The organism is Streptomyces fructofermentans, assembly GCF_014651055.1.
Classification (GTDB): domain Bacteria; phylum Actinomycetota; class Actinomycetes; order Streptomycetales; family Streptomycetaceae; genus Streptomyces; species Streptomyces fructofermentans.
On the sequence record NZ_BMWD01000033.1, the window covers coordinates 62,301 to 85,559 of the forward strand.

Below are 23,259 nucleotides of genomic sequence, written 5' to 3' on the forward strand. Positions count from 1 at the left end.
GACGCGCCCGCCGCCTCCGCGGAGGACCGGCGTCCGCCACCGCGGCCCCGGGCGTCACGCCGGCAGAGTGCCCGTCGATTCAGGAGGCCGTTCCCGATGAACCCGATGAACCCGCCCGCCCGCACCGCGAGTCGGCGCAAGCAGGACACCCTGGACCGCCTGCACGGCGACGTGGACGCCTGGGTCGCGACAGCGGGGGACGACGTGCCGTACATGGTGCCGCTCTCGTTCCTCTGGGACGGCGCGACGCTGCTCGTCGCGACCGCGGCCGAGAGCCCGACGGGCCGCAACCTCCGTTCGACCGGCAGGGTCCGGCTGGGCATCGGACCCACCCGTGACGTCGTCCTCGTCGAGGGATCCGTGGAGGCGCTGACCCCGGCGGAACTGCCGACGGCGGTGGGCGACGCCTTCGCCGCGAAGACGGACTTCGATCCGCGCCGCCTCACCACGCCCTACCTGTACTTCCGCATCCGGCCGCTGCGCGTGCAGGCCTGGCGCGAGGTCAACGAGATCGAAGGACGCGACCTGATGCGCGACGGACATTGGCTCGTGGCCGACTGAAATCCCGTGGCCGGGTAACCCGTCATCCCGGAGCAGTGGGCGGATCGCCGCCCGCTGCCGACCGGCCGACGGAGGAAACGTGGCACAGGTAGTGACAGGCGTCGTGGTGCTGGACTGTTCGGAGCCGGAGAAACTCGCCGCGTTCTACAAGGAGTTCCTGGACGCGCAGGACGTGGACGCCTCGGTGAACCTCGTGGAGATCAGGGGAGCCGACGGCATGCGCATCGCCTTCCGCCGCGACGCGAACGCCACTCCGCCGAGTTGGCCGCGCCCCGAGAACTCCCTCCAGGTGCACCTCGAATTCATCGTGGAGGACATGGACGAGGCGGAGCGCAGGGTGATCGGACTCGGCGGACGGCCCCTGGAGACACGCGAGACGACCGCTCCGTTCGAGGAGCGGGGTTACGCGGACCCCTCCGGCCACTCGTTCACGTTGCGCCACCACCACGCCACGGCACCGAAGTTGGGCTGACGTCCGAGTCCCGTACGCCATCTCGCCGTCCGGAGCGGGAGCCGGGGCGCGGGCGCGGGTGAGGGGGCGACGCCCGGTCGTGCGGGATTCCGGGTACCCGCACGATCGACGCGTTCCCGCGAGGCCGGACCGACGGCATTAGAGTGTCGGTTCGATCATCCGGGGGGATGCACATGAAGAGACTGCCGGCCTGTCTGCTCGCGGCGACTCTGCTCGTTTCCGTGGCCTCGTGCTCGGAGGCGACCGAACGGCGCCAACCCGCGCCGGCGTCGTCCTCGCCGCGGGCCCCCTCGCCCGCGCCGGCGACGGACACCGGGAAGAACGTCGACGCGGTGCGCAAGGTGCTGCTGTCCCAGCCGGGCGCGAAGGGCAGGGACGCGCCGGACGCGCAGGGTGCGCTGGTGGCCGCCGACGGCCCCGGTGCGGCCCTGTTCGTCTGGGAGACACGGGACGGGCGGTTCTGCCACGGCACCGCGAACGGCACCGGCTCCTCCTCCGTGGGGTGCGAGACGAACCCGCGGAAAGTCGGCCGGGCCCCTCGGCTCGTGCCCCTGCTGTCCACGGCGGCCGTCGAGTGGAACGTCGTGTTCGGCGCCGAGGGCGAGGTCGCCGAGTCCGCCGCGTGCAACGGCGCGGCGGTGGACCTGCGCGAGGTCGGCGTGATGGCCGACGGGCGGCGCACGATCTACGCCGTCGAGTTCTCCGATCTGAGGAGCGGCTCCCTCGACGTGGAGGTGACGCGCGGGAAGCGAACGGCCGAGGAGCGGCTGGAGCTGCTGCCGGGCGCCGACGCCGACAGCGACACGCGGCGGTGCGGCTGAGGGTGCCGGGGGAGCAGGTCTCCCTCGTCGTGCGCGGTCGTCCCACGTCCCGTACGAGCGGGTGCGGGGCCGTGACGAACACGGCGGCTCCGGCCGCGCTCCAGAGTGCCGGCGCCCCGGAGCGGCGCCCGCGCACGGCGCCGGCGAGCAGTGCCGGCGACCAGGGCCGTGCCGGCGAGGAAGCCGAAGCACCGCACCGACCCGCGGCCCGACACGACCCGATTCCGGACGAGCCCCTGCTCCGGCGCCGAACGCGGGCCGTCCGGCCCGCGCGACCGTCAGACGCGGTGCGCGCGCAGGGCCGCGAGGGCGCGGTCCGCGTGCGCGGTCATCCGGATCTCGCTGCGCACCACGTCGAGCACCGTGCGGTCCTCGGCGATGACGAAGGTGACCCGCTTGGTCGGCGCCAGTGAGAAGCCCCGCTTCACGCCGAACCGCTCACGGACCGCGCCGTCCGGGTCGGACAGCAGCGGGAACCCGAGGGTGTGCTGCCCGGCGAACTCCTGCTGCCGCTCCACGGTGTCGCCGCTGACCCCCACCGGCCGGGCCCCGGCGGCCGCGAACTCGGCGGCCAGGTCGCGGAAGTGGCACGCCTCGGCGGTGCATCCGGCGGTGAGGGCGGCGGGGTAGAAGAACAGCACGACGGGCCCCTCCTCCAGCAGCTCGGACAGCCGCCGCGGGGTGCCGGTCTCGTCGGGAAGGGTGAAGTCCTCGACGGTGTCGCCGACCTCGGTACGGTTCGTCACTGTTAGCTCCCCTGTTCCCGCGCGGCTGGGTGGAGGGCAACCGTACTGGACGGTAGACAGGTCAGTCGCGGCCGCCCTTGCCCCCGGAGGGCCACACTCCGGTCGACCGTTCGATGGCCGTGGCGCCGGTGCGGTCCACCGCGCTGCGGACCACCGCGAAGATCGCGCCCTGGACGGCAGCCGCGAACAGCACCTCGCCCCAGCCGCGGTCCTTGTCGAGGGCGTCCGGCGCGTCCTCCTCGTGGCGGATCGCCTTCCAGGTCGCCCGGAACGCCATCCCGGCCAGGGCTCCGCCCGTCCACCCGAGCACGAACCCGATCGGCTTGTACGCCATGGGCAGTTTCTTCTTCTTCACCAGGATCTCCCTGTCTGGAGCCGCTCGGGGCGGCGCTCGCACCGGACCCTTGGCGAGTGTCCGTTTCCGCGCCGATTACGCGGGACGGACCGACCCGCTTCGGGCCGTCCCGGGTCCGGCCCGCTCCCGGACCCGTGTGAGGGGGCGCCCGCGGGGCATCCGGCCGGAGTGACCGAGACCCAGACCCAGACGACCTCCGCCGACCGCAGGACACGCGTCACCGTGCTGGTGGCGCTCGCCGCCAACCTCGTGATCGCCGCGGCCAAGGCCGTGGGCGGTCTGCTCACCGGATCGCCCGCGCTGCTCTCCGAGGCCGCGCACTCCGTCGCCGACAGCCTCAACGAGGTGTTCCTGCTGGCCGCGCTGCGCCGCAGCAGGCGCCCGGCCGACAGCCGCCACCCCTTCGGCTACGGCAAGGAGCGCTTCTTCTGGTCCCTGCTCGCCGCCGTCGGCATCTTCGTCATGGGCGGCTGCTTCTCCGTCCTCCAGGGCTTCGAGGCCCTCGGCCAGGACGGCGGCGAGACCCACGCGGGCTACACGGCGGGCATCGTCGTCCTCGTCGTGGCCCTGCTCGCCGAGGGCACGTCCCTCCTGCGCGCCCTCCACCAGGTCCGGGGGCAGGGCGGCCTCGCCGAAGGAGCCCGGGACCCGGCGCTGCGCACGGTCGTCGCGGAGGACGGCACGGCGGTGGTCGGGGTGACGCTCGCCATCGCGGGAATGGTCCTGCACATGGTCACCGGGCGGATCGTCTGGGAGGCGTCGGCGTCCTTCGGCATCGGAGGGCTGCTCATGTACGTGGCGTACCGGCTCGGCAGGGACGCGCGCGAGCAGCTGATCGGCCGGGCCGCGGACCCCGAGCTGTCCCGCCGGGTCCGCTCCCTGCTGGAGGCGCAGCCCGAGATCGACTCGGTGGAGTCGCTGCTGACCATGGAGCTCGGGCCGGACTCGGCCCTGGTGGCGGCCCGTGTCGACCTGGTGCCCGGTCTGGACAGCGAGGAGGTCGAGGTGGTCGCCGTACGGATCAAGGGGTCCATCTCCCGGGTGGTCCCGGAGGCCGAGCAGGTCTTCCTCGACGTGACGGACGCGCGCCTGGCCCGCAGTGCCGCGGGGGCCGGCGGACGGCCGGCACCCGATCGGGCGGACGCGGGCGGCCCCGCCGCGACGGGGGAGCGCGGCGGGGCCTGAGCGTCGGGTGCCCGGGGTCCGGGGAATCATGCGCGGTCTCCGCGGACCGGTTTCCCGCGGGAGCCGGACAGTGCGGAGCGCGGGCCGGGACCCGCGCGGGACGGGCGTCCGGCGCCCGCCCGTCACCGCCCGCCCGCCATCGTCCGGGGCCGTCGTCCGGCGCTCGCCCGCTACTTCCCGGCGACCGGCTCCAGGACGAAGACCGGGAGCTCCCGGTCGGTCTTCTTCTGGTAGTCCGCGTACGGCGGGTACGCGGCCACGGCGCGCTCCCACCACGCGGCCTTCTCGTCGCCGGTCACCTCGCGCGCCGTCATGTCCTGGCGCTCCGGCCCGTCCTGGAGCTCCACGTGCGGGTCCGCGACGACGTTGTGGTACCAGACGGGGTGTGTGGGAGCGCCGCCCTGCGAGGCGACCACCGCGTAGCGGCCCTCGTGCTCCACACGCATGAGCGGTGTCTTGCGGATCTTGCCGCTCTTGGCGCCCCGGGTGGTCAGCAGGATCACCGGCAGCCCGGTGTCCAGGAGGGTCGTGCCCTTGGTCCCGCCGGAGCTCTCGTACAGCTCGACCTGCTCACGTACCCACTGGGCGGGGCTGGGTTCGTACTCGCCCTCAAGAGGCATGGCATCCGTCCCATCGATCGTTGTTCGTGACTGCGTTCCGTACCGACGCGTGGTCCTACATTGCGGCCACGGTCGCCTCATCCCTCCCGTGTACCCCACCCGCCCAACGGTCACATCACCCGTCCGGGGCACGTTCCGTCGCCTCGGCGCCCGGTCCGGAGGGCGGCGCGGACCGCGAATCCCTCGCGAGGCTCCCGTGAGCGGGCGGGGGTGGTCATGACGACCCCAGGGCCATGCGCAGGGCCAGCGCGAGGATGACGGCCCCGGACACGAGCGAGGTCACCAGCCGCCCGCGCCGGCCCGTCAGCACACGGCCGAGCAGGGCGCCGCCGCCCGCCAGGAGCAGTTGCCAGCTCGCCGAGGCGGCGAGGGCGGCGAGCACGAACACCCCCTGTTCCAGGGGCGTCACGGACGTTCCCGCACTGCCGCCGAGCACGAGCGCGGTGAAGTAGACGACCGTGGTCGGGTTGAGCAGGGTGATGCCCAGCAGTCCCAGGTAGGCGCGGCCGACACCCTGCGGCGTTTCGGCGGCCCGGCCGACGGGCCGCCGGTCCCGGTAGTCGCGCAGGGCCGACAGGACACCGCGTACGGCGAGGACCGCGAGCACGAGGGCCGAGGCCCAGCGCAGCGGTTCCAGTACCGGCAGCAGCGCCGTGGCCAGGGCCGAACCGCCGAGCACGGCGGCCAGGGCGTAGAGCCCGTCGGCCGTGGCCACACCGAGCGCGGCGGACACCCCGGTCCGCAGGGACGTACGGGCGGTGAGGGAGACGAGATGGGTCGCGACCGCTCCGACGGGGACGGCGATGCCGTACCCCGCGAGGAGGCCCGCGACGAGCGCGGCGGTCACGACCGCGTGGGCGAGGGCCTCCGCGGACGGCCGCACTGTCGGCGTCCCCGCACCGGGAGAACGGCGGCGGAGGTCGACGGCGGGGTTGAAAGGAAGTTCATGGCGGGATGTTGACGCGGGCGCGCCCGTCGAGGCAACTGATTTGCGCGAGGGACGGGCGGCCGGGTGCGCCCCGGCGGCCTGCCCGGGGTTGTGCGGTCGAGCCCGGGACCGGGACCGGGCCCGAGCCCGAGCCCGAGGCCGAGGCCGGGACCGGGCCCGAGCCCGAGCCCGAGTCCGAGTCCGAGCCCGAGCCCGGGACCTGGACCTGGACCGAGCCCGAGGCCGAGGCCGGGATCGAGCCCGGGTCCGAGGCCGGGTCCGAGGCCGGGACCGGGACCGAGCCCGAGGCCGCACGGCACCCGGCGCCGTGCGCGTGGCCGGGACGACGCGGGAGCGGGCCGGGAGCACGCGCACGGCTGGTCGGAGGTGGGGTGCGGCTCAGAACGGGAAGTGCGCCTGCTGCGTCGCGAGCGTCACCCACCGCGTGTTGCTGAACGCCTCGATGCCCCAGCGTCCGCCGAAGCGCCCGTACCCGCTGCCCTTGAACCCGCCGAACGGCGCGTTCGGTTCGTCGGCCACCGACTGGTCGTTGACGTGCACGATGCCGGTACGGATGCGGCGGGCGACCTTGAGCCCGTGGGTGCCGTTCTCCGTGATGATCCCGCAGGTCAGCCCGTGCTCGGTGGCGTTGGCGAGGGCGACCGCCTCGTCGTCCGTCGCGAAGGAGCTGATCACCGCGAGCGGGCCGAAGGCCTCCGCGTGGTACAGCTCGGCGCTCTCGGGCAGGTCGGTGAGGACCGTCGCGGGATGCACCGAACCCTCCGGGGCCGCGCCGCCCGTCAGCACGGTGGCGCCCCGGGCGACCGCGTCCTCGACGAGTGCCGCGACCCGGCGGGCGGCGTCCTCGGTGACCAGCGGTCCGACCACGGTGTGCGGGTCGGCCGGGTCGCCGGACGGGAGGGACGCGGTCCTGGCCGTGAACCGGGCCGTGAACTCCTCGACGAGGCTCTCGTGCACCAGGACGCGGTCGGCGGACATGCAGATCTGGCCGGAGTTCATGAAGACGGAGAAGACCGCCGCGTCGACCGCGTAGTCGAGGTCGGCGTCGTCGAGCACGATGACGGAGTTCTTGCCGCCGAGTTCGAGGAGCGCGGGCTTCAGATACCGGGCCGCGTGCACCCCGATGACCCGGCCGACGCCGGTCGAGCCGGTGAAGTTGACGGCACGTACGCGGTCGTCGGCGATCAGTGCCTCGGCGACGGCGGCCGCGTCCTCGCGGGCGTTCGTCACGACGTTCAGCACGCCGTCGGGCAGCCCGGCGTCCCGCAGGACGTCGGCGACGAACAGGCCGCAGGCGACGGGCGCGTCCTCGCTCGGCTTCATCACGACCGTGTTCCCGGCGGCGAGCGGAGCGGCGACGGCCCGCACGCCGAGGATCACCGGGGCGTTCCACGGCGAGAAGGCGGCCACGACGCCGACGGGCTCACGGATCGCGAGGCCCAGCGCGCCCTCCTCCTGGGCGCTGAGCACCTCGCCGCGGGGCGCGGTCACCGCGGCGGCGGCCTCGCGCAGGATGTTCGCGGCGAGGCCGACGTTGAACATGGCCCAGGGGCGGGTTCCGCCGACCTCGCCGGCCATGATCCGTACGGCCTCCTCGGTGCGGGACTCCAGGAGGTCGGCGGCCGTGAGGAAGATCTTGCGGCGCTGCGCCGGACCGACCGCGGCCCACGCGGGGAATGCCGCGTCCGCGGCGTCCACGGCCCGGGTGACGTCCTCGACGCCACCCGCGGCGACCGTGGCGTACACCTGGGAGCTGTAGGGATTCAGGTCCTCGGCGGTGCGGCCGGAGACCGCGGGGAGTTCCTTGCCGCCGATGAGCAGGTCACGGTGCAGGGTCATGCGCGGCTCTTCCCGTCGTGCGCGGCGACGCATGGCGTTCCGTGAGCGGACAGCAGTGCGTTCGCCTGGTGAACAATTCTCCGTTGAATTTTCGATTGGAGTCTGCAACCCGGCGGCACATCAGTCAATGGCCGACGGCACGCCCCGCACCTCCATCAGCGTCCGGACCGCCCGCCCCGCCCGGGCGGCGGGCTCGGCGCCGCCCTCCACGGCGGCGGTCACCATCGCGCCCTCCGCGAGCAGGTGCACCTGGTCCGCCAGTGCCGGGGGCAGGCCCGCCTCGGCAACCAGGCCGGCCAGGTACTCCCTGAACGCCCGCTTGTGGGCGCGGACCTGCGCGGCCACCGGCTCCGACGTGGCCCCCAGCTCACCGAACGAGTTGATCCAGGCGCAGCCCCGGAAGCCGGGCTCCAGGAACCACAGGCCCAGCCAGTCGAAGACCGCCAGAACGCGGCCGGCCGGGTCCTCGTGGGTGGCGACATGCTCTGCGAGGCGTCGCCGCCAGCGAACGTCCCGGCGTTCCAGGTAGGCGACCACGAGGTGCTCCTTGGCGGGGAACAGCTGGTAGAGCCGCTTCAGCGAGAGCCCGGACGCGCCCCGGATGTCGTCCATCCCCACGGCCTGTATGCCGCGTCCGTAGAACAACCGCTCCGCCGCGTCCAGGGCTTGATCCCTGGCCACCGTGCTGTCCATTGCCCGCCCACCCCTTGACGCCTTGACGCGAGAACCACCGTTCTCCTACGTTAACAGCGATGCCGGAGAACGCACGTTCTCCGCTTTCCCGGACGTACGGCCTTCCGCGGACGTACCGCGTTCCGGGACGGACCGCCGAGAGGACGCAGCCATGACCGACCGCCCGCCCCTGCCGCCCTTCACCCGGGAGACCGCCGCCCGCAAGGTCCAGGCCGCAGAGGACGCCTGGAACACCCGCGATCCGCACAAGGTCGCCCTCGCCTACTCGCCGGACTCCGTCTGGCGCAACCGCGACACCTTCGTGACCGGCCGCGACGCGATCGTGGACCTGCTCACGCGGAAGTGGGCGCGCGAGCGGGAGTACGCCCTGCGCAAGGACCTCTGGGCCTTCGACGGAAACCGCATCGCCGTCCGCTTCCAGTACGAGTCGCGCGACGCCGGGGGCCAGTGGTGGCGCAGTTACGGCAACGAGCTCTGGGAGTTCGACGAGCACGGGCTGATGACCCGGCGCGAGGCGAGCATCGACGACGTACCGATCGAGGAGGCGGACCGGCGGATCCGCGGGCCGCGACCGGAGTCCGAGCGCGGACGGTCCTTCCCGCTCCGATGACACCGAGACCGGCGGCACGCCGCAGGACGGGGCTCGTGCCCCGCCGACCGGGCGCGGGGCCCGTTGAGTAGGGTTCCCGGGTGACCGAACAGGCCCGGAAACCCTTCCTCTACGTCGTCGTCTGCGCGGCCGGAGTCGCTGCAGGAGTCGGGGAGTTGATCGCCCTCGCGCGGACACGGGGCTGGGACGTCGGAGTGGTCGCGACGCCGCTCGCGACGGGGTTCCTGGACACGGCCGCGATCGAGGAGCAGACGGGCCGGCCCCTGCGCTCGGCCTGGCGGGCCCCGGGCGACCCGCGCCCTTTCCCCGACCCGGACGCCGTCACCGTCGCGCCCGCGACCTTCAACACGGTCAACAAATGGGCGGCGGGCATCTCCGACACACTCGCCCTCGGCACGCTGTGCGAGGCGTACGGGCAGGGCGTGCCGATCTCCGTACTGCCGTGTGTCAGTGAGGCGTTGACCGCTCACCCGGCCTACGGGGAGAGCGTCGAGCGGCTGCGCGGCATGGGAGTCCGGTTCGGCGACCACGCCTTCGGCGGCCCGGCGGAACGGGGGTTCCGCTGGGAACAGGCGCTGGACCTGCTGGCCGGGTGACCCCGCCGACTCCCTCTGGTTGGGAGCAGCAGGGGCGACGCACCGAAACCCTCCCGCCCCGGACAGGCGGGCCGCCCGGCTCGAGGAACCGCCGCCCCGCCACCCGGCACGACGTCGGCAGAGCCCTCGCCACCGGCGAGGCGCACGCCTCGCCCCTCCCCGTACCAGTGCCGGCCTGTTTCGGCGAAGGCGACCCAGGGATGGTGAGCGTGGCACAGGACAATGTGCTCGCCTTCGCGTCCGACGACCGTTGCGGTGTGGAAGGTCCGGGGGTACGCCCGCTCCTTCACCTCACCCACCTCGCCCCCAGCGACGCGGGCAGCGGCGTAGAGAGCGGCGCGGAACGCCGACAGGTCGGTCTCGGGAAGCGGGCCGTCCTTCGGCCGGTAGAAACCTCTCGCCCCCCGCGAACTTCCTCGCGCCGCCGCCGTGGGCCAACGCCTTTGCCGACGCGGGCTTCACGATCCTGAGCCGCGAGCGACTCGCCACACCGCTCGCCGACCTGAACACCTCAGTGCTTACGCGGGGCGAGTGGCGTGAGGTCCGCTTCTACGGCATCACCACGTTGGCGGAGTCCTCTTCAACGTCTGGGACTGACACACCGACAGGAAGCGCGGTCTGGCGCGGACCGCGGCTGCGAAGGGTGCGGGTGTTAGTTTCCCTCCCGTGTCAACACACCAGGAAGAGACCAGGGCCGCATACGACGGAGTCGTGGACCTGTATGCCTCGATGTTCAGTGGTCAGTTGGAGGCGCGGCCGTTCGCGCGGAACATGATCGGCACCTTCGCCGAGCTCGTGCGTGGCACGGGAAACCTGCGGGTGGCCGATGTTGGGTGCGGACCTGGTCATCTGACGGCCATGCTGCACGACTCGGGGCTGGACGCCTTCGGGCTCGACCTCTCCCCTGCCATGGTCGACCACGCTCGGCGGGCCCATCCGGCGCTCCGGTTCGACGAAGCGCGAATGGAGGCCCTGCCGGTCGAGGACGGCGCGCTCGGCGGAGTGTTGGCCCACTATTCGATGATCCATACCCCACCTGGGGAATTGCCCGCGCTGCTCGCCGAGCAGGTGCGTGTCCTGGCACCAGGTGGCCTGCTCCTGGTGTCCCTCTTCGGGACCGAGGGACCGGAGCCGGTCCGCTTCGACCACAAGGTGACGCCCGCCTACAGCTGGCCGGCGGACCGGTTCGCCGAGCTGCTGGGCCGGGCCGGCCTCGTCACGTTCGCCCGGTTGCTCCACGACCCGGCGACCGAGCGGGGCTTCCTCGACACCCATTTGCTGGCCCGCCGCCCGTAGGGCGTGCCCAATACCAGCTCCCCTTCTCCGGCGAGATTGTCCCGCTGCTGCAGATCGCTCCGCCCAAGACCGACGCGAGCGACTCCTGTTGGTGAGCCCGGAACTCGCCGACGTCGTCAGCGCCATGATCAGTTGCTCGCGTGGCCCCGGCGAGGAGCGCCGGATCCCGACAGAGGAGGAAAGGGACTCCTTTCGCGCCCCCTTCGGGAAGCGGAAGGTGTTCATCGGCACCTGCGCACGAGCCTTCGGATCCGTCTGCATCCATGAGCACGCTTTTGTCGGATGCGCACTCCTCCGGCCTGATCCAGTCCAAGGGTCGCGGCTGGTGCCGGCCTTCGCCATCCCCGCCACTCGATCGACGGATCAGCATCATGGCTGAGATCCATGGCCGCCAGGAAGCTGAACTGCCTAGGCTCCGGCCCATGCGAACCGTATTTGTGTTTCCCGCAGGCGAGCGAGCTGAGACCGTCGCCTTGCTCGATCGGCATCTGCCCGAGCAGCGCAATCCGTGGACTCTGGACGGCAACCTCTACATCGACATCGATGATGAGCAGGCCGGCTGCCTCTTCTCCGACTGGGATCCCGAAGATGTCACGATCCTCGAAGCGGCCATCGGGCATCGCCCCACTTGGGCGGTGCAGATCGACGTCTCCGGGCGGGTCGACGGCACCGCAGAGGTTCACCGAATGATCGCGCTGCTGCTTGAGCATGGAGGCGTGGCAACAGACGACTACACCGCCCACCCGTGGACCCTGCCGGAAGCCCTGTCTGGAGCAGTGATCGACGGCCTACGCTTCTTCGACTTTCGCGGCCACCACGAACTCAACTGCGAATCCGGGCGCTCCTGACTCGATCAGCTCACCAGCCCGTGTGCAGAGCTCGTCGCCGTGAGAGATCAGGCGGGGCCGACGCGGCTGGGGACACACGTGGGTGCCGCGACTGAACGACAGCATCCACTCCGCAGCGGGGCTGTCGGGCTCCAGCGTGGCCACAGCCTGTTCACGCATCGCCTGCGGGGTGTCGGCCCGGGCCGCGGTCGTGTTCCCACGAAGATGCCCTGGTCTCCTGCCAGCAGGTCGCGCAGACCGGGAGGCAGGCCCGGTTGCGCGGCGACGGCTCCCGGACATCGGAATCCGGGTCGGCAGCCGGTTCAGGGCTCGGAAGGGTCCGGGTCGGCCGCCAGACGGCGAGCAGCCCCGGTGGCTCGTCCCTGGAAGACCACGCCCCAACCGACATTCCGTCGCCGCCGGACCCACTTTCATGGGCGACTCGGACACAAGTACTCAGCGTGTCTCGCGCACGTAGTCGGCGCTGTCCGGCGTCGACACCAGCACGTCGCGGCGCACGATGCTCAGCCGGTCGCCGAAGCCCGAACGCGCCTTGTCCAGACCGCTGTCGGTGTACTCGACGACCACCACCCGGTCGTCGAACGCCTTGGCGTACGCCCCGCACTCGTCGTACGCGCCGCACTCCTCCGCGACCGCGAAGTCGAGCCCGGCGTCCTCGCGCCGGGGCGCCAACTCCACCGTGTTCTTCTGCGCGATGGCGAGGCCCCGCGCGTGCGCGTGGTCGGAGAGCAGCCTGATGAACGCCGTCGCGTCGTCCGCATCCAGCAGGCGGTGCGAGCGCGTGTAGCTGTCGTAGTTGTCCGGCTCCACGGCGTCGAACCCCTTGTCCGCGCAGCCGTCGATCCACCGGTTGACCCGGGCCGCCACGCGCTCGCGCTTGGCGGGCGTGCGGATGTCGAGCAGCGGCTCGTTCCAGTCGCGGTCGATCACCGCCTTGCCCCCGCCGTCACGCAGCAGCAGGTCGGCGGGCCACTCGTCGCGTTCCTCGGGCTGGGCCTGGAAGGCGTTGACGTAGCAGATGTTGTAGAGGCCGCGGGCCGGTTTCGCCGCCCGGTCGCGGGCGACGACGCGCACGCCCTTCGGCGGCGGGTACGCGCCGCCGATCTGGTAGTCGAATCCGGCGTGGACGGGCGGCAGCCGAACGGCCTTCGCCGCGTCCGGGCGGTCGGGGGCCGGGTCGTCACCACCGGACGCGCAGGACGCGCAGGAGATCAGCGCCGCGAGGACCAGCAGGGTCGTGGCCACCCGGAGGGCGTCCGGGCGGGCGCCACGCTCGACGGGCATGTCCGCTCCATCAATCGGGAGTACGACCCCGCCTCGGACCCGTGGGGGACCTGGCGACTCGGGCCGGACTGAGGACGCCGAGGACCGGCGTCGGGCACCGGCTGGGCGCACCTCTTCGCACCGGGCCGCGGGCCGCGGTACGTCCAGGATCAAAGCGTGCGAAAACCTGTGCGTCAAGTCGCTGCCTGCCGCGCGGCACGCGGTACGCCGGCCCCCGCGACCGGGCCCGGACCCGCGGCGGTTCCGCCCCGGACCTGTCCACCGGGGGCCCGGTGAGGTCCGACAGCGCGCCCCCGGCACGGAGCCGGGCGCACCGCCCGAACACCCGCCCGCCGTGACCGAGTTGACGCCCGGACGGGCGGACAGCGGCCCGGGCGCACCCGCCCGCAGGCCGCGCGGGGCGCCGGGAGGGGGGTCGGGCGCCGGGAGGCGCGCGGGGCTGCCTCCCGGCGGAAGCCCGGTTACCGTTTCGTGAGGCCGACGTGTTCCCCAACGGACGGAGAGCCGTGAGCACCCCGCACCGACCGCTCGTGATCCTGCGCGCCGCCCCGCACCCCGTGGAACGCATCTTCACCCCGGACGCGCTGGCCCGGCTGCACGACCGGTTCACCGTCGTGGAACCCGGCAGCGAGGAGGACCTCGACCGGGCGCTGCCGGAGGCGTTCGCCGTCGTGGGCCAGCCCGACCTGCCGGCCGAACGCCTTGAGCGCGCACCCGGGTTGAGGGCCCTGCTGAACGTCGAGGGCAACTTCTTCCCGAACGTCGACTACGACACCTGCTTCCGGCGCGGCATCCACGTCCTGGGCTGCGGGCCCGCGTACGCGCAGGCCGTCGCCGAGTACGCGCTCGGCCTCGCCCTGGACCTCGCGCGGGGCATCAGCAGGGAGGACCGCGCCTTCCGCGCCGGACACGAGCGGTACGTGGCCGACGGCAACGCGGACGCCGTACTGCTGCGCGGCGCGGATGTCGGGCTGGTCGGATTCGGCAACCTCGGCCGCAGCCTCCACCCGCTGCTGGAGCCCTTCAGGCCCACCCTGCGCGTCCACGACCCGTGGCTGCCGGACGCCGTGCTGCGCGAGCGGGGCCTCGTCCCGGCCACGCTCGACGAGACCCTGGCCCGCAGCCGCTTCGTGTTCGTGCTCGCCACCGTCACCGACGACAGCCGCTCGCTGCTCGGCGAGCGCGAACTCGGCCTGCTGCCCGACGGGGCAAGGCTGGTGCTCGTCAGCCGCGCGCCCGTCGTGGACTTCCCCGCCCTGATGCGGCGGGTCGCCGAAGGGCGGCTCCTCGCGGCCGTCGACGTCTGGCCCGAGGAACCCGTGGCGGCCGACGACCCCGCCCGCGGGCTGCCCGGACTCGTGCTCTCCGCCCATCGCGCGGGAGGCGTCCCGGAGGCCTTCCTGAGCATCGGAGACATGGTCATCGACGATCTGACCCTGCTGGCCGCGGGTCTGCCGCCCGCCCGTATGCAGGCCGCCGCGCCCGAACTGGTGGGCCGTTACCGCAACCGTCCCGTCGGCTGAAGGGCTCGACCGTGCGCATCCCCTGCGAGGGACTCCTCTTCGACAACGACGGCGTGCTCGTCGACTCCGACCTCGGCGTCGACCGGGCCTGGAGCGCGTGGGCCCGCGCCCGCGGCCTGCCCGCCGGGCAGGTCACCGCGATGGTGCACGGCCGGCGCTCCGCCGACACCGTGGCCCTGCTGGTGCCCGAGCCCGGCGAGCGGCCCGGGGCGCTCGCGGAGATCGACCGGCTGGAGATCGAGGCCGCCGCCACCACGACCGCGCTGCCCGGCGCCCTCGGGCTCCTGACCGGGCTGCCCCGGGACCGCTGGGCCGTGGTGACCTCGGGGGTGACCGCGCTCGCCCGGGCCCGCCTCGCCGCCGCCGGGCTGCCCCTGCCGCCGGTGCTCGTCACCGCCGACGACGTCGAGCACGGCAAGCCCGCGCCGGACGGCTACCTCGCCGCGGCGCGCAGCCTCGGCGTGGACCCGGCACGGACCGTCGTCCTGGAGGACAGCGCGGCGGGAGCGCGGGCGGGGGCGGCCGCGGGCGCGTACGTCGTCGGTGTCGGCGAACGCGGCCTGGACACGGACGCCCCCGTCGTGGTCAGGGACCTGCGCGGCCTCCTGTGGCACGACGGGGTGCTCGACCTGGGCGCGGCGGACGTGCTGCGCTCCTAGACCCGTACAGAGGGCCCGCCCGCGCGCCCGAGCCGGCGCCCCGAGCCGCCGGCCCGACCGGCGGGCGGGCGTCCCGGGGCCCGGGTCGACGGCGCCCCGGGGTCAACGCCGGCAGCGCTGGGCCGCGTACGCGGCCAGCCAGGCCAGCGGGGCGTTCCAGTTGATGGCGACCTCGTTGGTGGAGTATGAGCCGATGTCGTCGATGTAGCAGCCGGCGGGAGCGCAGCCCGCGAGCCGCTCCTGCGCGACCGGGTCCTGGAGCCCGCTGTTCGGGCCGCCCGCCAGCGAACCGGCGGGCGGGTTCGGCAGGGTGGCGTCGTACTGGTGCGCCCAGAAGCGGTGGTGCTGGTTGCGGGCGTACGTGTCGCCGTGGCCGGTGACGTACGAGAGGTCCAGGGTGTTGCGGCCCAGCAGGTAGTCCATCGCCTCCAGGGCCCCGTCCCGGTACCGCTGCCGGCCGGTCAGCTCGTGCGCGACGGCCATCACGATCGCGTTGTTCGTGACCTGGCTGTTGGAGCCCCACACGTACCCGGACGAGGGGATCGGCACCGCGTAGCCCTGGCCCGCCATGGTGGCCAGGTGCCCGTCGGCCGCCGTCGCCACCGAGGCGCGGACCCGCGCGAGGTCGGCCGCGGGCAGCCCGTTGGGCGCGGTCGCCAGGGTGAGCCTGCCGAGAGCCGCCGTGTCGGCCCAGTTGAAGCCGGTCGGGGTGAAGGCGTCGGACGAGGTGTGCCACGGGGACGAGGTGACCGCCTCCCGGTAGGCCGGTTCGCCGGTCGCCGCGTACAGCTCGGCCGCCGCCCAGTAGAAGTCGTCGGTCACCCGGCTGTCGCCGTAGGCCCCGCCGCCCGTGCTGTCCGAGTCCGGCGCGTACAGCGCGGGGTTGGCCCGCGCCGCGGCCCAGGCGGTGCGGGCCGTCGCCAGGCACCGGTTCGCGTAGGCCGCGTCGTGGCGCCTGAAGACGCGCGCGCACTGTGCGGCGGTCGCGGCGAGGTTGAGGGTCGCCGCGGTGGACGGCCGGTGCAGCTCGCGCGGCTGGGCGTCCAGTTCGGGCCGGGTGGGGATGCCGGTCCAGGCCGCGTCGTGCACCTTGTGGAAGGCCATGCCCGCGTACGGCCGGCCGGCCGGTACCTGCATCCGCATCAGGAAGTCGAGCTCCCAGCGCGCCTCGTCCAGGACGTCGGGGACGCCGTTGCCGCGCTCGGGGACCCGCAGGGTCGAGTCGCCGAGCGCCGCTCCGCCGCCCGTGCGCCGCGCCCGTGCGAAGGAGTCGACCAGGAGCCAGGTCGAGATCCCGCCGTTGACGACGTACTTGCCGTGGTCGCCCGCGTCGTACCAGCCGCCGCGCACGTCCCGGACGTAGTCGCAGACCCCCGCCTGGCAGGGGACGGCCGTGTCGCCGAGGTTGGGCGCCACCCCGAGGTGCCCGGCGGGCCGTGCGTACTCGGGTCCCACGAGCGAGGCCTCGATCGGGGTGCCGCTGCGCTGGTGGTGGAAGAAGGCCATCGCGTCGGAGCGCAGGTCGTCGTACAGGTCCGCCCGGATGTCGAACGGCGCGCCGGCCCGCCCGTCGACGACGAGCACGTACCCCGAGCCCGCGGTCCGGTACGCGGAGAAGTCCGCCACATGGGTCGCGTCGCCAGACGCGGCGTCCGTGCCCCGTACGGTGGTCCGGCCCGAGACCGCCACCGCGCCCGAGGCGTCGCGCAGTTGCCAGGTCAGCGGAGTGGCCGCCGCGCTGACCACGGTGGCGCGCTTGGGGCCGTCCGGCAGGTAACCGAGCTGGTTGACCCGTACCGGGGTCGTCGCCGCGGCGGCCTCGGCGGGCGGCGCCCCCGCCGCGCCGGGGGCCAGTGCCAGCGCCCCGGCCAGCAGGGCCGTGGTGAGGGCGACCGCCGTCGTGCGGCGTCTCGGGCGGCGGGCCGCGGGGTGGCGGTGCGCGTGGGGGAACGTGAGCATGGAGCGCCTCCCGGTGCCTGATCGGGATTCATGAACGCCGTCCGATGGTGGACGGCCGACGTATGGGAGCGCTCCCATCTCGGGAGCATTCCATGTACATGCCATACCGTCAATGGGTCGGGCGGGGCCGCCGGGTCCCCGGCGGCACCCTCCCGCGCTCAGACCGGGCGCTCGGCCATGACGACCACGCCCGGCCCGGTGAACTCCTCCGCGGGGAGCCGGAGTTCGGCTACCAGGCGCAGCCCGGCGCCCTCTATCAGCTCCACGAACCGCTCCGGCCGCCACTTGTGGGTCGTCCAGCGCACCGGTACGCCCCCGTAGGCCTCGGTGCGCACCGCGTCCTCGTCTCCGACGTGCGTCGCGGTGATGAACTGCCCGCCCGGCTTCAGGGCACGCGCGAAGTGGGCGAGGACCTGGGGCAGGACGTCACGGGGGAGGTTGAACAGCGACCACCACCCGAGCACCCCGCCGAGGGACGCCTCGCCGAGGTCGAGGTCGGTGGCCGAGGCGACGTCGAAGCGGCATTCCGGATGGAGGCGGCGCGCGTTCTCGACCATGCGGGGCGAGAGGTCGACACCGGACACGTCGAGGCCGCGCTCGGCGAGGTAGGCGGTCACCGTTCCGGGCCCGCAGCCTACGTCGAGGACGGGTCCGAGGCCGCTCACGCTGTCGGCGAACGCGTCGATCGACGCCTTGAGCCAGGGGTGGCGTCGGATGTCCCCGATTCCCGTCGTCAGGACCATGTCGACGTAGTTGTCGGCGACGCGGTCGTAGGACTCACGGACGAGGTCGAGATCCGCCGGGCGGTCGATTCGGTGGGCGCGCATCCGGCAACGATAGGACCGCGCGGCGGTTCTTCGCGGGGACACGCGTCCACCCGGTGCGGGTTCTCCCCGGGGGCGCGCCCGGCCTCGGCGCCGGGGAGACCGCCGCCGGTCGCGGGGACCCGCGGCGGACCCCGGCGGGTCAGACCCCGAAGACGGCGAGGGACGCCCAGAGCGCGACCACGGCCGGGATCAGCGTCGCGGGTACGGAGATCACGCCGAGGCGGGTGAACTCCCCGAGGCCGACCTCGTGGTCGTGCTGGTGGACGATGCGCCGCCACAGCAGCGTGGCCAGCGATCCGGCGTACGTGAGGTTGGGGCCGATGTTCACCCCCAGCAGTACGGCGAGGACCGGGCCGGGGCCCGAGGCGGCGGCCAGCGGCAGCAGGACCAGGACCGCAGGCAGGTTGTTGATGAGGTTGGCCAGCAGGGCGGCGAGCGCCGCGATGCCGAGCAGCGCGGGCAGTGTCGTCGAGTCGGGGACCACGTCACCGAGGGTGTCCGAGAGTCCGTTGTCGACCACGGCCCGCACCACGATGCCCAGGGCGAGCACGAACGCGAGGAACGGGATCTGGGCGGCCCGTACGACGGCGAGCGGTGTCGTGTGGCCGCGCAGCAGCGCCCGTACGGCCAGCACCAGGGCCCCGGCGAAGGCCGCCCAGGCGGGTTCGAGGCCGAGCAGGGACGCCAGGACGAAGCCGGCCAGGGTGCAGGCCACCGTCACGAGGGCGAACACGGGCAGCTCGACCGGCTCGCCGTCGGCCGGGTCCAGGGTCTCGCCCTCCAGGTCGGCGGCGAAGAAGAGCCGGAAGACCACGTACTCGGCGGCGATGGCGACCACCCAGGCGGGGCCCATCAGCAGGGCGAACCGGGTGAAGCTCAGCCCGCTCGCGGCGAACGCGAGCAGATTGGTGAGGTTGGAGACCGGCAGCAGCAGCGATGCCGTGTTGGACAGGTGGGCGCAGGCGTAGACGTGCGGTTTGGGGCGGGCGCCCAGCCGGGCCACGGTGGCGAACACCACCGGTGTCAGCAGGACGACCGTGGCGTCCAGGCTCAGCACGGCCGTGATGACGGACGCCAGGAAGAAGGTGGCGGTCAGCAGTCGCTTGGGGCGCCCCTTCGACGTACGGGCCAGCCAGGCGCCGCAGGCGTGGAAGAGCCCCTCGTCGTCGCAGAGTTTGGCGAGTACGAGGACGGCGGCCAGGAAGCCCACGACCGGCCCGAGCAGCTCCGCCTCGTCGCGGGCGTGGTCGAGGGGGATCGCCCCGGTCGCCAGCACGATGCCCGCCGCCGGGACCGCGACGGCGGCCTCCGGCAGACCGAACGGGCGGATCACGGCGCAGGCCAGAACCGCCACGAGCAGGGCGGCGGAGAGGGCTGTGGCCAGTTCGGAACTCAGGGGTCGGTCCTCCGGTCGATGATCGTCGGTGCCGTCGCATCGAATCAGACCGGCCTGTGCGGCGGCCGTAGCGGGTCGGCAACGGCCCGTCGGTGCGTCGTGCCGACCCGGCCGCAGCGCCTTCCGGCGCCCCACCGTCGGGGCGGGCCCGGTGGCGTGTGGCCGCGCGGCGAGACGGCCGGACGGGGGCGGCCCGGGGCCGGCGTGCCGTGCCCGAGCGGCGGGGGGCGGCCCGGGGCCGGCGTGCCGTGCCCGTGCACCGCGTCCGCGACCGTACGCCGTTCGGGCGCTGGGCCGCGGGGACGGCGCGCGGAGGCACCGGCCGTGTTCGGAACCCGGGGCGCCGGCGCCCGACACGGCCGTCGTCGGTGCCGTCGGCCCCGGGTGCCGTCAGCCTCGGTGGGTGTCGGGCTTCGGTGGGCGTCAGCCCTCGGTGAGGGGCAGCTCCGCCCAGATCGTCTTGCCCTCGGGTGTGTGGCGGCTGCCCCAGCGCTGCGTGAGCTGGGCGACCAGGAGCAGGCCGCGCCCGCCCTCGTCGAACGTCTTGGCGCGCCTGAGGTGGGGAGCCGTGTGGCTGGAGTCCGACACCTCGACGATCAGCGTCGTCGCGTCGTGGATCAGGCGCAGCCGGATCGGGCGCTCCCCGTAGCGGATCGCGTTGGTGACGAGTTCGCTGACGACCAGTTCGGTCGTGAAGCCCGCCTCGCCGAGTCCCCAGGTGTCGAGCTGCCCAACGACCTGCTTGCGGATCGGGGCGACGAGCGCGGGGTCGGCCGGGATGTCCCAGGTGGCGACCTGGGAGGGCGGCAGGCCCTTCGTCCTGGCCAGCAGCAGGGCCACGTCGTCGGGTGCCCCGGCCGCCGGCAGCAGGGAGTCGAGGATGTCGTGGCAGGCGTCGTCCAGGGAGTCCGGGTTCCGCTCCAGCGACCGGTGCAGCAGCCGCACGCTCTCGTCGAGGCCGCGGTCGCGGCTGTCGACCAGGCCGTCGGTGTAGAGGGCGAGCACCGTGCCCTCCGCGAGTGTCAGCTCGGCCGACTCGAAGGGCAGCCCGCCGAGGCCGAGCGCGGGCCCCGGCGGTACGTCGACCTCCCGGGGCCTGCCGCCCGGCGGAAGGATCACCGGTGACGGGTGCCCGGCGCGGGCGAGGGTGCACACGCGGGTGACCGGGTCGTAGACGGCGTACAGGCAGCTCGCCCCGACCTCGCCGGTGGTCCCGCTGCCGGCCTCCGCGGAGAGCCGGACCACGAGGTCGTCGAGGTGGGTCAGCAGTTCGTCCGGGGCCAGGTCGATGTCGGCGAGCGTACGGACGGCCGTCCTCAGCCGTCCCATGGTGGCCGAGGCCTGCACACCGTGCCCCACGACGTCCCCGACGACCATGGCGACCCGCATGCCCGACAGCGGGATCACGTCGAACCAGTCGCCGCCCACCCCGGCCTTCGCCGCGGGCAGATAGCGCGAGGCGGCCTCGACGGCGGCGGTGTGCGGCAGGTTCAGCGGGAGCAGACTGCGCTGCAGGGCGATCGCGGTCTCCCGCTCCCGGGAGAAGCGGCGGGCGTTGTCGATGCAGACCGCCGCTCTCGCGGTGACCTCCTCGGCCAGCAGCATGTCGTCGGGGGTGAAGGGGTCGGGGCGCCGGAACCTGGTGAACACGGCGACGCCCAGCGTCGCCCCCCGGGCCCGGATGGGCACGGACATCGTCGCGTGGATGCCGGACTCCCTGACCTGGCGGCGCCGCGCCGGATCGTGCGCCAGCCAGTGCGCCAGGGCGGCGTCGGAGGCCGCGACCGGCTGTCCCGCCAGCAGGGAGGCGGCCTGGGGCGAGGACTCCGGGTAGCTGTCGAGCTGTCCGGGCTTGACCACCGCCTCGGGGCTGCCGGGGTTCACGGACCGGTGCGCGGCGCGGCGCAGGGACACGGGGAAGGCGGGCGGTCCGGCGTCCGGCTCGCCGCCGTGGTCCAGCGTGGCCATCAGGTCGACGCTGACGAAGTCGGCCAGGGCCGGCACGCAGACGTCCGCCAGTTCCTGGGCCGTCCGCGTGACGTCGAGGGTGGAGCCGATGCGGATGCTCGCCTCGTTCACCAGTTGCAGGCGCTTGCGGGCGAGGGACTGCTCGGTGAAGTCGTGGGCGGTCATGCAGACGCCGCGCACCCTCCCGGTGGCGTCGGTCAGCGGCGCGATCCTGGCCGACCAGGCGTGCCGGTGGTCCTCGCCGCCGGGCCCCAGGTACGTCCGCACGTCCTCCCGCCGCCCCGACAGGAGCACCCGGAGCATGTGGGCCTCCAGCTCCTCGCTCTGCGGCCTGCCGCCGATCTCGGCGATCCGCAGCCCGCGGATGCGCTCCTGCGGCAGACCGAGCGACTCCGCCATCACCGCGTTGACCCGGTACAGCCGGAGCTGGTCGTCGTAGATCGCGGTGGCGCAGGGCGACTGGTCGAGGAACGCGGACACGAGCGAGTCGTGCTCCGCCGGGGCCGCGACCGTGTCCAGGGGAGTGACGACGAGCCACTCGCTGCGGTCCCCGGCCTCGGGCCGCCGCCGGTGGGCCAGCACCCACACGTGGACGGTCCGGCCGTCGCGGTGGCGCAGCGCGAGCGTCGCGCTGCGGCGGTCGTCGGCGGGCAGGGGCGCCGCGGGCCGGGCCTGCGCGGCCAGCAGCCGCGCGGCGGGCAGGCCCACGACATCGGCCGGGGCATGGCCGAGCAGGCGCCGGGCGCCTTCGTTCCACTCGACGAGGATGCCGTCGCCGTCGATGACGGCCCGTGCCGTGGCGGTCTCGTCGAACGGATAGCCCGGGCCGTCGCCCGATGTCTCGCTGCGGCTGCTCATTCCCGCCACTCCATTGCGCACACTCACAGTGAACAGGTGCGTCACTTGTGTTCCAGCCTAGTGCGTCGGGGTCCCCGGCACACAGCACACCCGTTCACGCGCACGCGGTCCCGCTCGTCCGTACGGGCCGGCGCTCGCACGAATGGGCGCCGGCGGCCGCGTCCGCGCCGTCCAGGACCGCCCCGCGGCACCCGCCCGCGGCCGAAGCACCCGCCCGGGTACGTTCGTTCGGGCACGGCCTGCTTCGAAGACGTACGTGGTGATCCGTCAGAAGCAGCCGGCAGCCGAGGAGTTGGCCGCAGCCCGTCGGCCGTCGGGAAGGTGCGCGCGGAGCTCCCGCCGGGATTCTCGTACGCAACAGGCCCGGAGCGCGGACTCGTTGAACGCGCCGGGCGCACCGAGGGCCCGGCGCACGTGCCCGTGGGGCACGCCGGCGGCAGGTACCGCCGGCCGGCGGGTCCCACCTGCGGACATTTACGGCTGAGTACCCGAGCAGTAACGTGAGGTCATGCCAGCCCTGAATGTGGAGTTCACCGAGCGTGAGCTCGAGGACCTGCGGCGGATCGCCAAGGAGCGCGGTACGTCGATGAAGGCCCTGGTCCGTGAGGCGGCCGCCGCCGGCATCGAGCGCCACCGCGCGCTCCAGGAGGGCGCGGAGGTGTTCCGCCGGTTCTTCGCGGCGCACGCGGAGGAGTTCGCCACCGCCTTCCCCGACGACGAACCACCCGCCGAGGGCGAGGGACGGGCCGCCTGAGCCATGGCCCCCGTGATCCACATCGACGTGCCCTGGCTGCTGCGGCGGCACGAGGAGGTGCTCCCGGGCCGGCCGCCCGTGGACGACCTCTCCGCGCTCGTCGCCGCGGTGGCCCGGCACCGCGTGGACCCGCCCGGCCTCGGTACCGCCTCGGACCCGGCCTGGCGCGCCGCCGCGCTCCTGCACACCCTGGCCGTGCTGAAACCGCTGCCCGCCGCCAACGCGCGCTTCGCGTGCGCGGCGGCGGTCTCCTACATGCGCGTGAGCGGCGCGGGCGTCGACCCGCCGTACGGCGCCCTGGCGGAACTCGCCCGTGACCTGCTGGCCGGCAAGGCGGACGTGTTCGCCGCCGCCGACCGGCTTCGGTCCTGGCAGATCCGCGGGCGGACCTGAGTCGCCCCGCCCGGTGGGGCCGGGCCCGCCTCCCGTCGGGACCGGCC

At 73.8% G+C, this 23,259-nt stretch carries 23 protein-coding genes; 12 read left to right on the top strand and 11 right to left on the bottom strand.

From position 1 onward, the window contains the following. The first annotated feature begins 96 nt into the window (after window positions 1-96). From IE265_RS33020 to IE265_RS33030, 3 genes are all read left to right on the top strand, one after another. Complete coding sequence (locus IE265_RS33020; RefSeq protein WP_190039434.1) at window positions 97-561, top strand: pyridoxamine 5'-phosphate oxidase family protein; 465 nt, start codon at window positions 97-99, stop codon at window positions 559-561. Between the two features lie 79 nt (window positions 562-640). Further along, window positions 641-1,033 (top strand): VOC family protein, encoded by a 393-nt coding sequence (locus IE265_RS33025; protein ID WP_190039435.1) that lies wholly within the window; start codon window positions 641-643, stop codon window positions 1,031-1,033. A gap of 167 nt (window positions 1,034-1,200) precedes the next feature. After that, a complete protein-coding gene (locus IE265_RS33030) occupies window positions 1,201-1,854 on the top strand; it encodes a hypothetical protein (RefSeq protein ID WP_190039436.1) in 654 nt (217 codons plus the stop codon). A gap of 278 nt (window positions 1,855-2,132) precedes the next feature. On the opposite strand, the gene IE265_RS33035 is transcribed toward IE265_RS33030, so the two are convergent. Both IE265_RS33035 and IE265_RS33040 read right to left on the bottom strand, forming a co-directional pair. Further along, complete coding sequence (locus IE265_RS33035) at window positions 2,133-2,600, bottom strand: peroxiredoxin (RefSeq protein ID WP_190039437.1); 468 nt, start codon at window positions 2,598-2,600, stop codon at window positions 2,133-2,135. 61 nt (window positions 2,601-2,661) lie between these two features. Then, entirely contained in the window at window positions 2,662-2,958 is a 297-nt protein-coding gene (locus tag IE265_RS33040) for a DUF4235 domain-containing protein (RefSeq protein ID WP_190039464.1), read from the bottom strand. 165 nt (window positions 2,959-3,123) lie between these two features. On the opposite strand from IE265_RS33040, the gene IE265_RS33045 reads away from it, so the two are divergent. Further along, on the top strand, window positions 3,124-4,140 hold the full coding sequence (locus tag IE265_RS33045; RefSeq protein ID WP_190039438.1) for a cation diffusion facilitator family transporter: 1,017 nt from the start codon (window positions 3,124-3,126) through the stop codon (window positions 4,138-4,140). 170 nt (window positions 4,141-4,310) lie between these two features. On the opposite strand, the gene IE265_RS33050 is transcribed toward IE265_RS33045, so the two are convergent. The 4 genes from IE265_RS33050 to IE265_RS33065 all read right to left on the bottom strand — a co-directional run bounded on the left by IE265_RS33050 (window position 4,311) and on the right by IE265_RS33065 (window position 8,241). Continuing rightward, window positions 4,311-4,760, bottom strand: coding sequence for a nitroreductase family deazaflavin-dependent oxidoreductase (locus tag IE265_RS33050; RefSeq protein WP_190039439.1), 450 nt, complete (start codon window positions 4,758-4,760; stop codon window positions 4,311-4,313). 214 nt (window positions 4,761-4,974) lie between these two features. After that, complete coding sequence (locus tag IE265_RS33055; protein ID WP_190039465.1) at window positions 4,975-5,607, bottom strand: LysE/ArgO family amino acid transporter; 633 nt, start codon at window positions 5,605-5,607, stop codon at window positions 4,975-4,977. A 480-nt stretch (window positions 5,608-6,087) separates the two neighbouring features. After that, a complete protein-coding gene (locus tag IE265_RS33060; protein WP_190039440.1) occupies window positions 6,088-7,548 on the bottom strand; it encodes an aldehyde dehydrogenase family protein in 1,461 nt (486 codons plus the stop codon). 120 nt (window positions 7,549-7,668) lie between these two features. Next, entirely contained in the window at window positions 7,669-8,241 is a 573-nt protein-coding gene (locus IE265_RS33065) for a TetR/AcrR family transcriptional regulator (RefSeq protein ID WP_190039441.1), read from the bottom strand. A 151-nt stretch (window positions 8,242-8,392) separates the two neighbouring features. On the opposite strand from IE265_RS33065, the gene IE265_RS33070 reads away from it, so the two are divergent. The 4 genes from IE265_RS33070 (at window position 8,393) to IE265_RS33085 (ending at window position 11,591) form a co-directional block, all read left to right on the top strand. After that, complete coding sequence (locus IE265_RS33070) at window positions 8,393-8,851, top strand: nuclear transport factor 2 family protein (protein ID WP_190039442.1); 459 nt, start codon at window positions 8,393-8,395, stop codon at window positions 8,849-8,851. 80 nt (window positions 8,852-8,931) lie between these two features. Next, the gene (locus IE265_RS33075) at window positions 8,932-9,447 is read left to right on the top strand and encodes a flavoprotein (RefSeq protein WP_190039443.1); all 516 of its coding nucleotides are present in this window, start codon (window positions 8,932-8,934) and stop codon (window positions 9,445-9,447) included. 666 nt (window positions 9,448-10,113) lie between these two features. Beyond that, window positions 10,114-10,743, top strand: a complete 630-nt coding sequence (locus tag IE265_RS33080; protein WP_190039444.1) for a class I SAM-dependent methyltransferase — start codon at window positions 10,114-10,116, stop codon at window positions 10,741-10,743. A gap of 371 nt (window positions 10,744-11,114) precedes the next feature. Next, window positions 11,115-11,591, top strand: coding sequence for a hypothetical protein (locus IE265_RS33085; protein ID WP_190039445.1), 477 nt, complete (start codon window positions 11,115-11,117; stop codon window positions 11,589-11,591). Between the two features lie 435 nt (window positions 11,592-12,026). On the opposite strand, the gene IE265_RS33090 is transcribed toward IE265_RS33085, so the two are convergent. Further along, window positions 12,027-12,875 (bottom strand): endo alpha-1,4 polygalactosaminidase, encoded by an 849-nt coding sequence (locus tag IE265_RS33090; protein ID WP_190039446.1) that lies wholly within the window; start codon window positions 12,873-12,875, stop codon window positions 12,027-12,029. Between the two features lie 506 nt (window positions 12,876-13,381). Between IE265_RS33090 and IE265_RS33095 the strand changes: the two genes are divergently transcribed. Together IE265_RS33095 and IE265_RS33100 are read left to right on the top strand one after the other, a co-directional pair. Then, window positions 13,382-14,398: an NAD(P)-dependent oxidoreductase gene (locus tag IE265_RS33095; protein ID WP_190039447.1), complete on the top strand. Its 1,017-nt coding sequence runs from the start codon at window positions 13,382-13,384 to the stop codon at window positions 14,396-14,398. Between the two features lie 11 nt (window positions 14,399-14,409). After that, entirely contained in the window at window positions 14,410-15,057 is a 648-nt protein-coding gene (locus tag IE265_RS33100) for an HAD-IA family hydrolase (RefSeq protein WP_190039448.1), read from the top strand. A gap of 102 nt (window positions 15,058-15,159) precedes the next feature. Here the strand turns inward: IE265_RS33100 and IE265_RS33105 are convergent, their stop codons facing one another. The 4 genes from IE265_RS33105 to IE265_RS33120 form a co-directional block, all read right to left on the bottom strand. After that, the gene (locus IE265_RS33105) at window positions 15,160-17,016 is read right to left on the bottom strand and encodes a glycoside hydrolase family 9 protein (protein WP_190039449.1); all 1,857 of its coding nucleotides are present in this window, start codon (window positions 17,014-17,016) and stop codon (window positions 15,160-15,162) included. 158 nt (window positions 17,017-17,174) lie between these two features. Next, window positions 17,175-17,843 carry a class I SAM-dependent methyltransferase gene (locus IE265_RS33110; RefSeq protein ID WP_190039450.1) on the bottom strand — a complete coding sequence of 223 codons (669 nt, stop codon included), beginning with the start codon at window positions 17,841-17,843 and terminating at the stop codon, window positions 17,175-17,177. Between the two features lie 139 nt (window positions 17,844-17,982). Continuing rightward, window positions 17,983-19,239: an SLC13 family permease gene (locus tag IE265_RS33115; protein WP_190039466.1), complete on the bottom strand. Its 1,257-nt coding sequence runs from the start codon at window positions 19,237-19,239 to the stop codon at window positions 17,983-17,985. 423 nt (window positions 19,240-19,662) lie between these two features. Then, window positions 19,663-22,065 (bottom strand): SpoIIE family protein phosphatase, encoded by a 2,403-nt coding sequence (locus tag IE265_RS33120; protein WP_190039451.1) that lies wholly within the window; start codon window positions 22,063-22,065, stop codon window positions 19,663-19,665. A gap of 508 nt (window positions 22,066-22,573) precedes the next feature. On the opposite strand from IE265_RS33120, the gene IE265_RS33125 reads away from it, so the two are divergent. Together IE265_RS33125 and IE265_RS33130 are read left to right on the top strand one after the other, a co-directional pair. Next, on the top strand, window positions 22,574-22,819 hold the full coding sequence (locus IE265_RS33125) for a hypothetical protein (RefSeq protein ID WP_190039452.1): 246 nt from the start codon (window positions 22,574-22,576) through the stop codon (window positions 22,817-22,819). Between the two features lie 3 nt (window positions 22,820-22,822). Beyond that, window positions 22,823-23,212: a toxin Doc gene (locus tag IE265_RS33130; RefSeq protein WP_190039453.1), complete on the top strand. Its 390-nt coding sequence runs from the start codon at window positions 22,823-22,825 to the stop codon at window positions 23,210-23,212. The last annotated feature ends 47 nt before the right edge of the window (window positions 23,213-23,259 follow it).

Coding starts and splice junctions, on each gene's coding strand:
- IE265_RS33110 (WP_190039450.1), bottom strand. CDS start 17,843: ATGCGCGCCCACCGAATCGACCGCCCGGCGGATCTCGACCTCGTCCGT.
- IE265_RS33070 (WP_190039442.1), top strand. CDS start 8,393: ATGACCGACCGCCCGCCCCTGCCGCCCTTCACCCGGGAGACCGCCGCC.
- IE265_RS33120 (WP_190039451.1), bottom strand. CDS start 22,065: ATGAGCAGCCGCAGCGAGACATCGGGCGACGGCCCGGGCTATCCGTTC.
- IE265_RS33060 (WP_190039440.1), bottom strand. CDS start 7,548: ATGACCCTGCACCGTGACCTGCTCATCGGCGGCAAGGAACTCCCCGCG.
- IE265_RS33050 (WP_190039439.1), bottom strand. CDS start 4,760: ATGCCTCTTGAGGGCGAGTACGAACCCAGCCCCGCCCAGTGGGTACGT.
- IE265_RS33125 (WP_190039452.1), top strand. CDS start 22,574: ATGCCAGCCCTGAATGTGGAGTTCACCGAGCGTGAGCTCGAGGACCTG.
- IE265_RS33130 (WP_190039453.1), top strand. CDS start 22,823: ATGGCCCCCGTGATCCACATCGACGTGCCCTGGCTGCTGCGGCGGCAC.
- IE265_RS33085 (WP_190039445.1), top strand. CDS start 11,115: ATGGCTGAGATCCATGGCCGCCAGGAAGCTGAACTGCCTAGGCTCCGG.
- IE265_RS33020 (WP_190039434.1), top strand. CDS start 97: ATGAACCCGATGAACCCGCCCGCCCGCACCGCGAGTCGGCGCAAGCAG.
- IE265_RS33105 (WP_190039449.1), bottom strand. CDS start 17,016: ATGCTCACGTTCCCCCACGCGCACCGCCACCCCGCGGCCCGCCGCCCG.
- IE265_RS33090 (WP_190039446.1), bottom strand. CDS start 12,875: ATGCCCGTCGAGCGTGGCGCCCGCCCGGACGCCCTCCGGGTGGCCACG.
- IE265_RS33065 (WP_190039441.1), bottom strand. CDS start 8,241: ATGGACAGCACGGTGGCCAGGGATCAAGCCCTGGACGCGGCGGAGCGG.
- IE265_RS33030 (WP_190039436.1), top strand. CDS start 1,201: ATGCACATGAAGAGACTGCCGGCCTGTCTGCTCGCGGCGACTCTGCTC.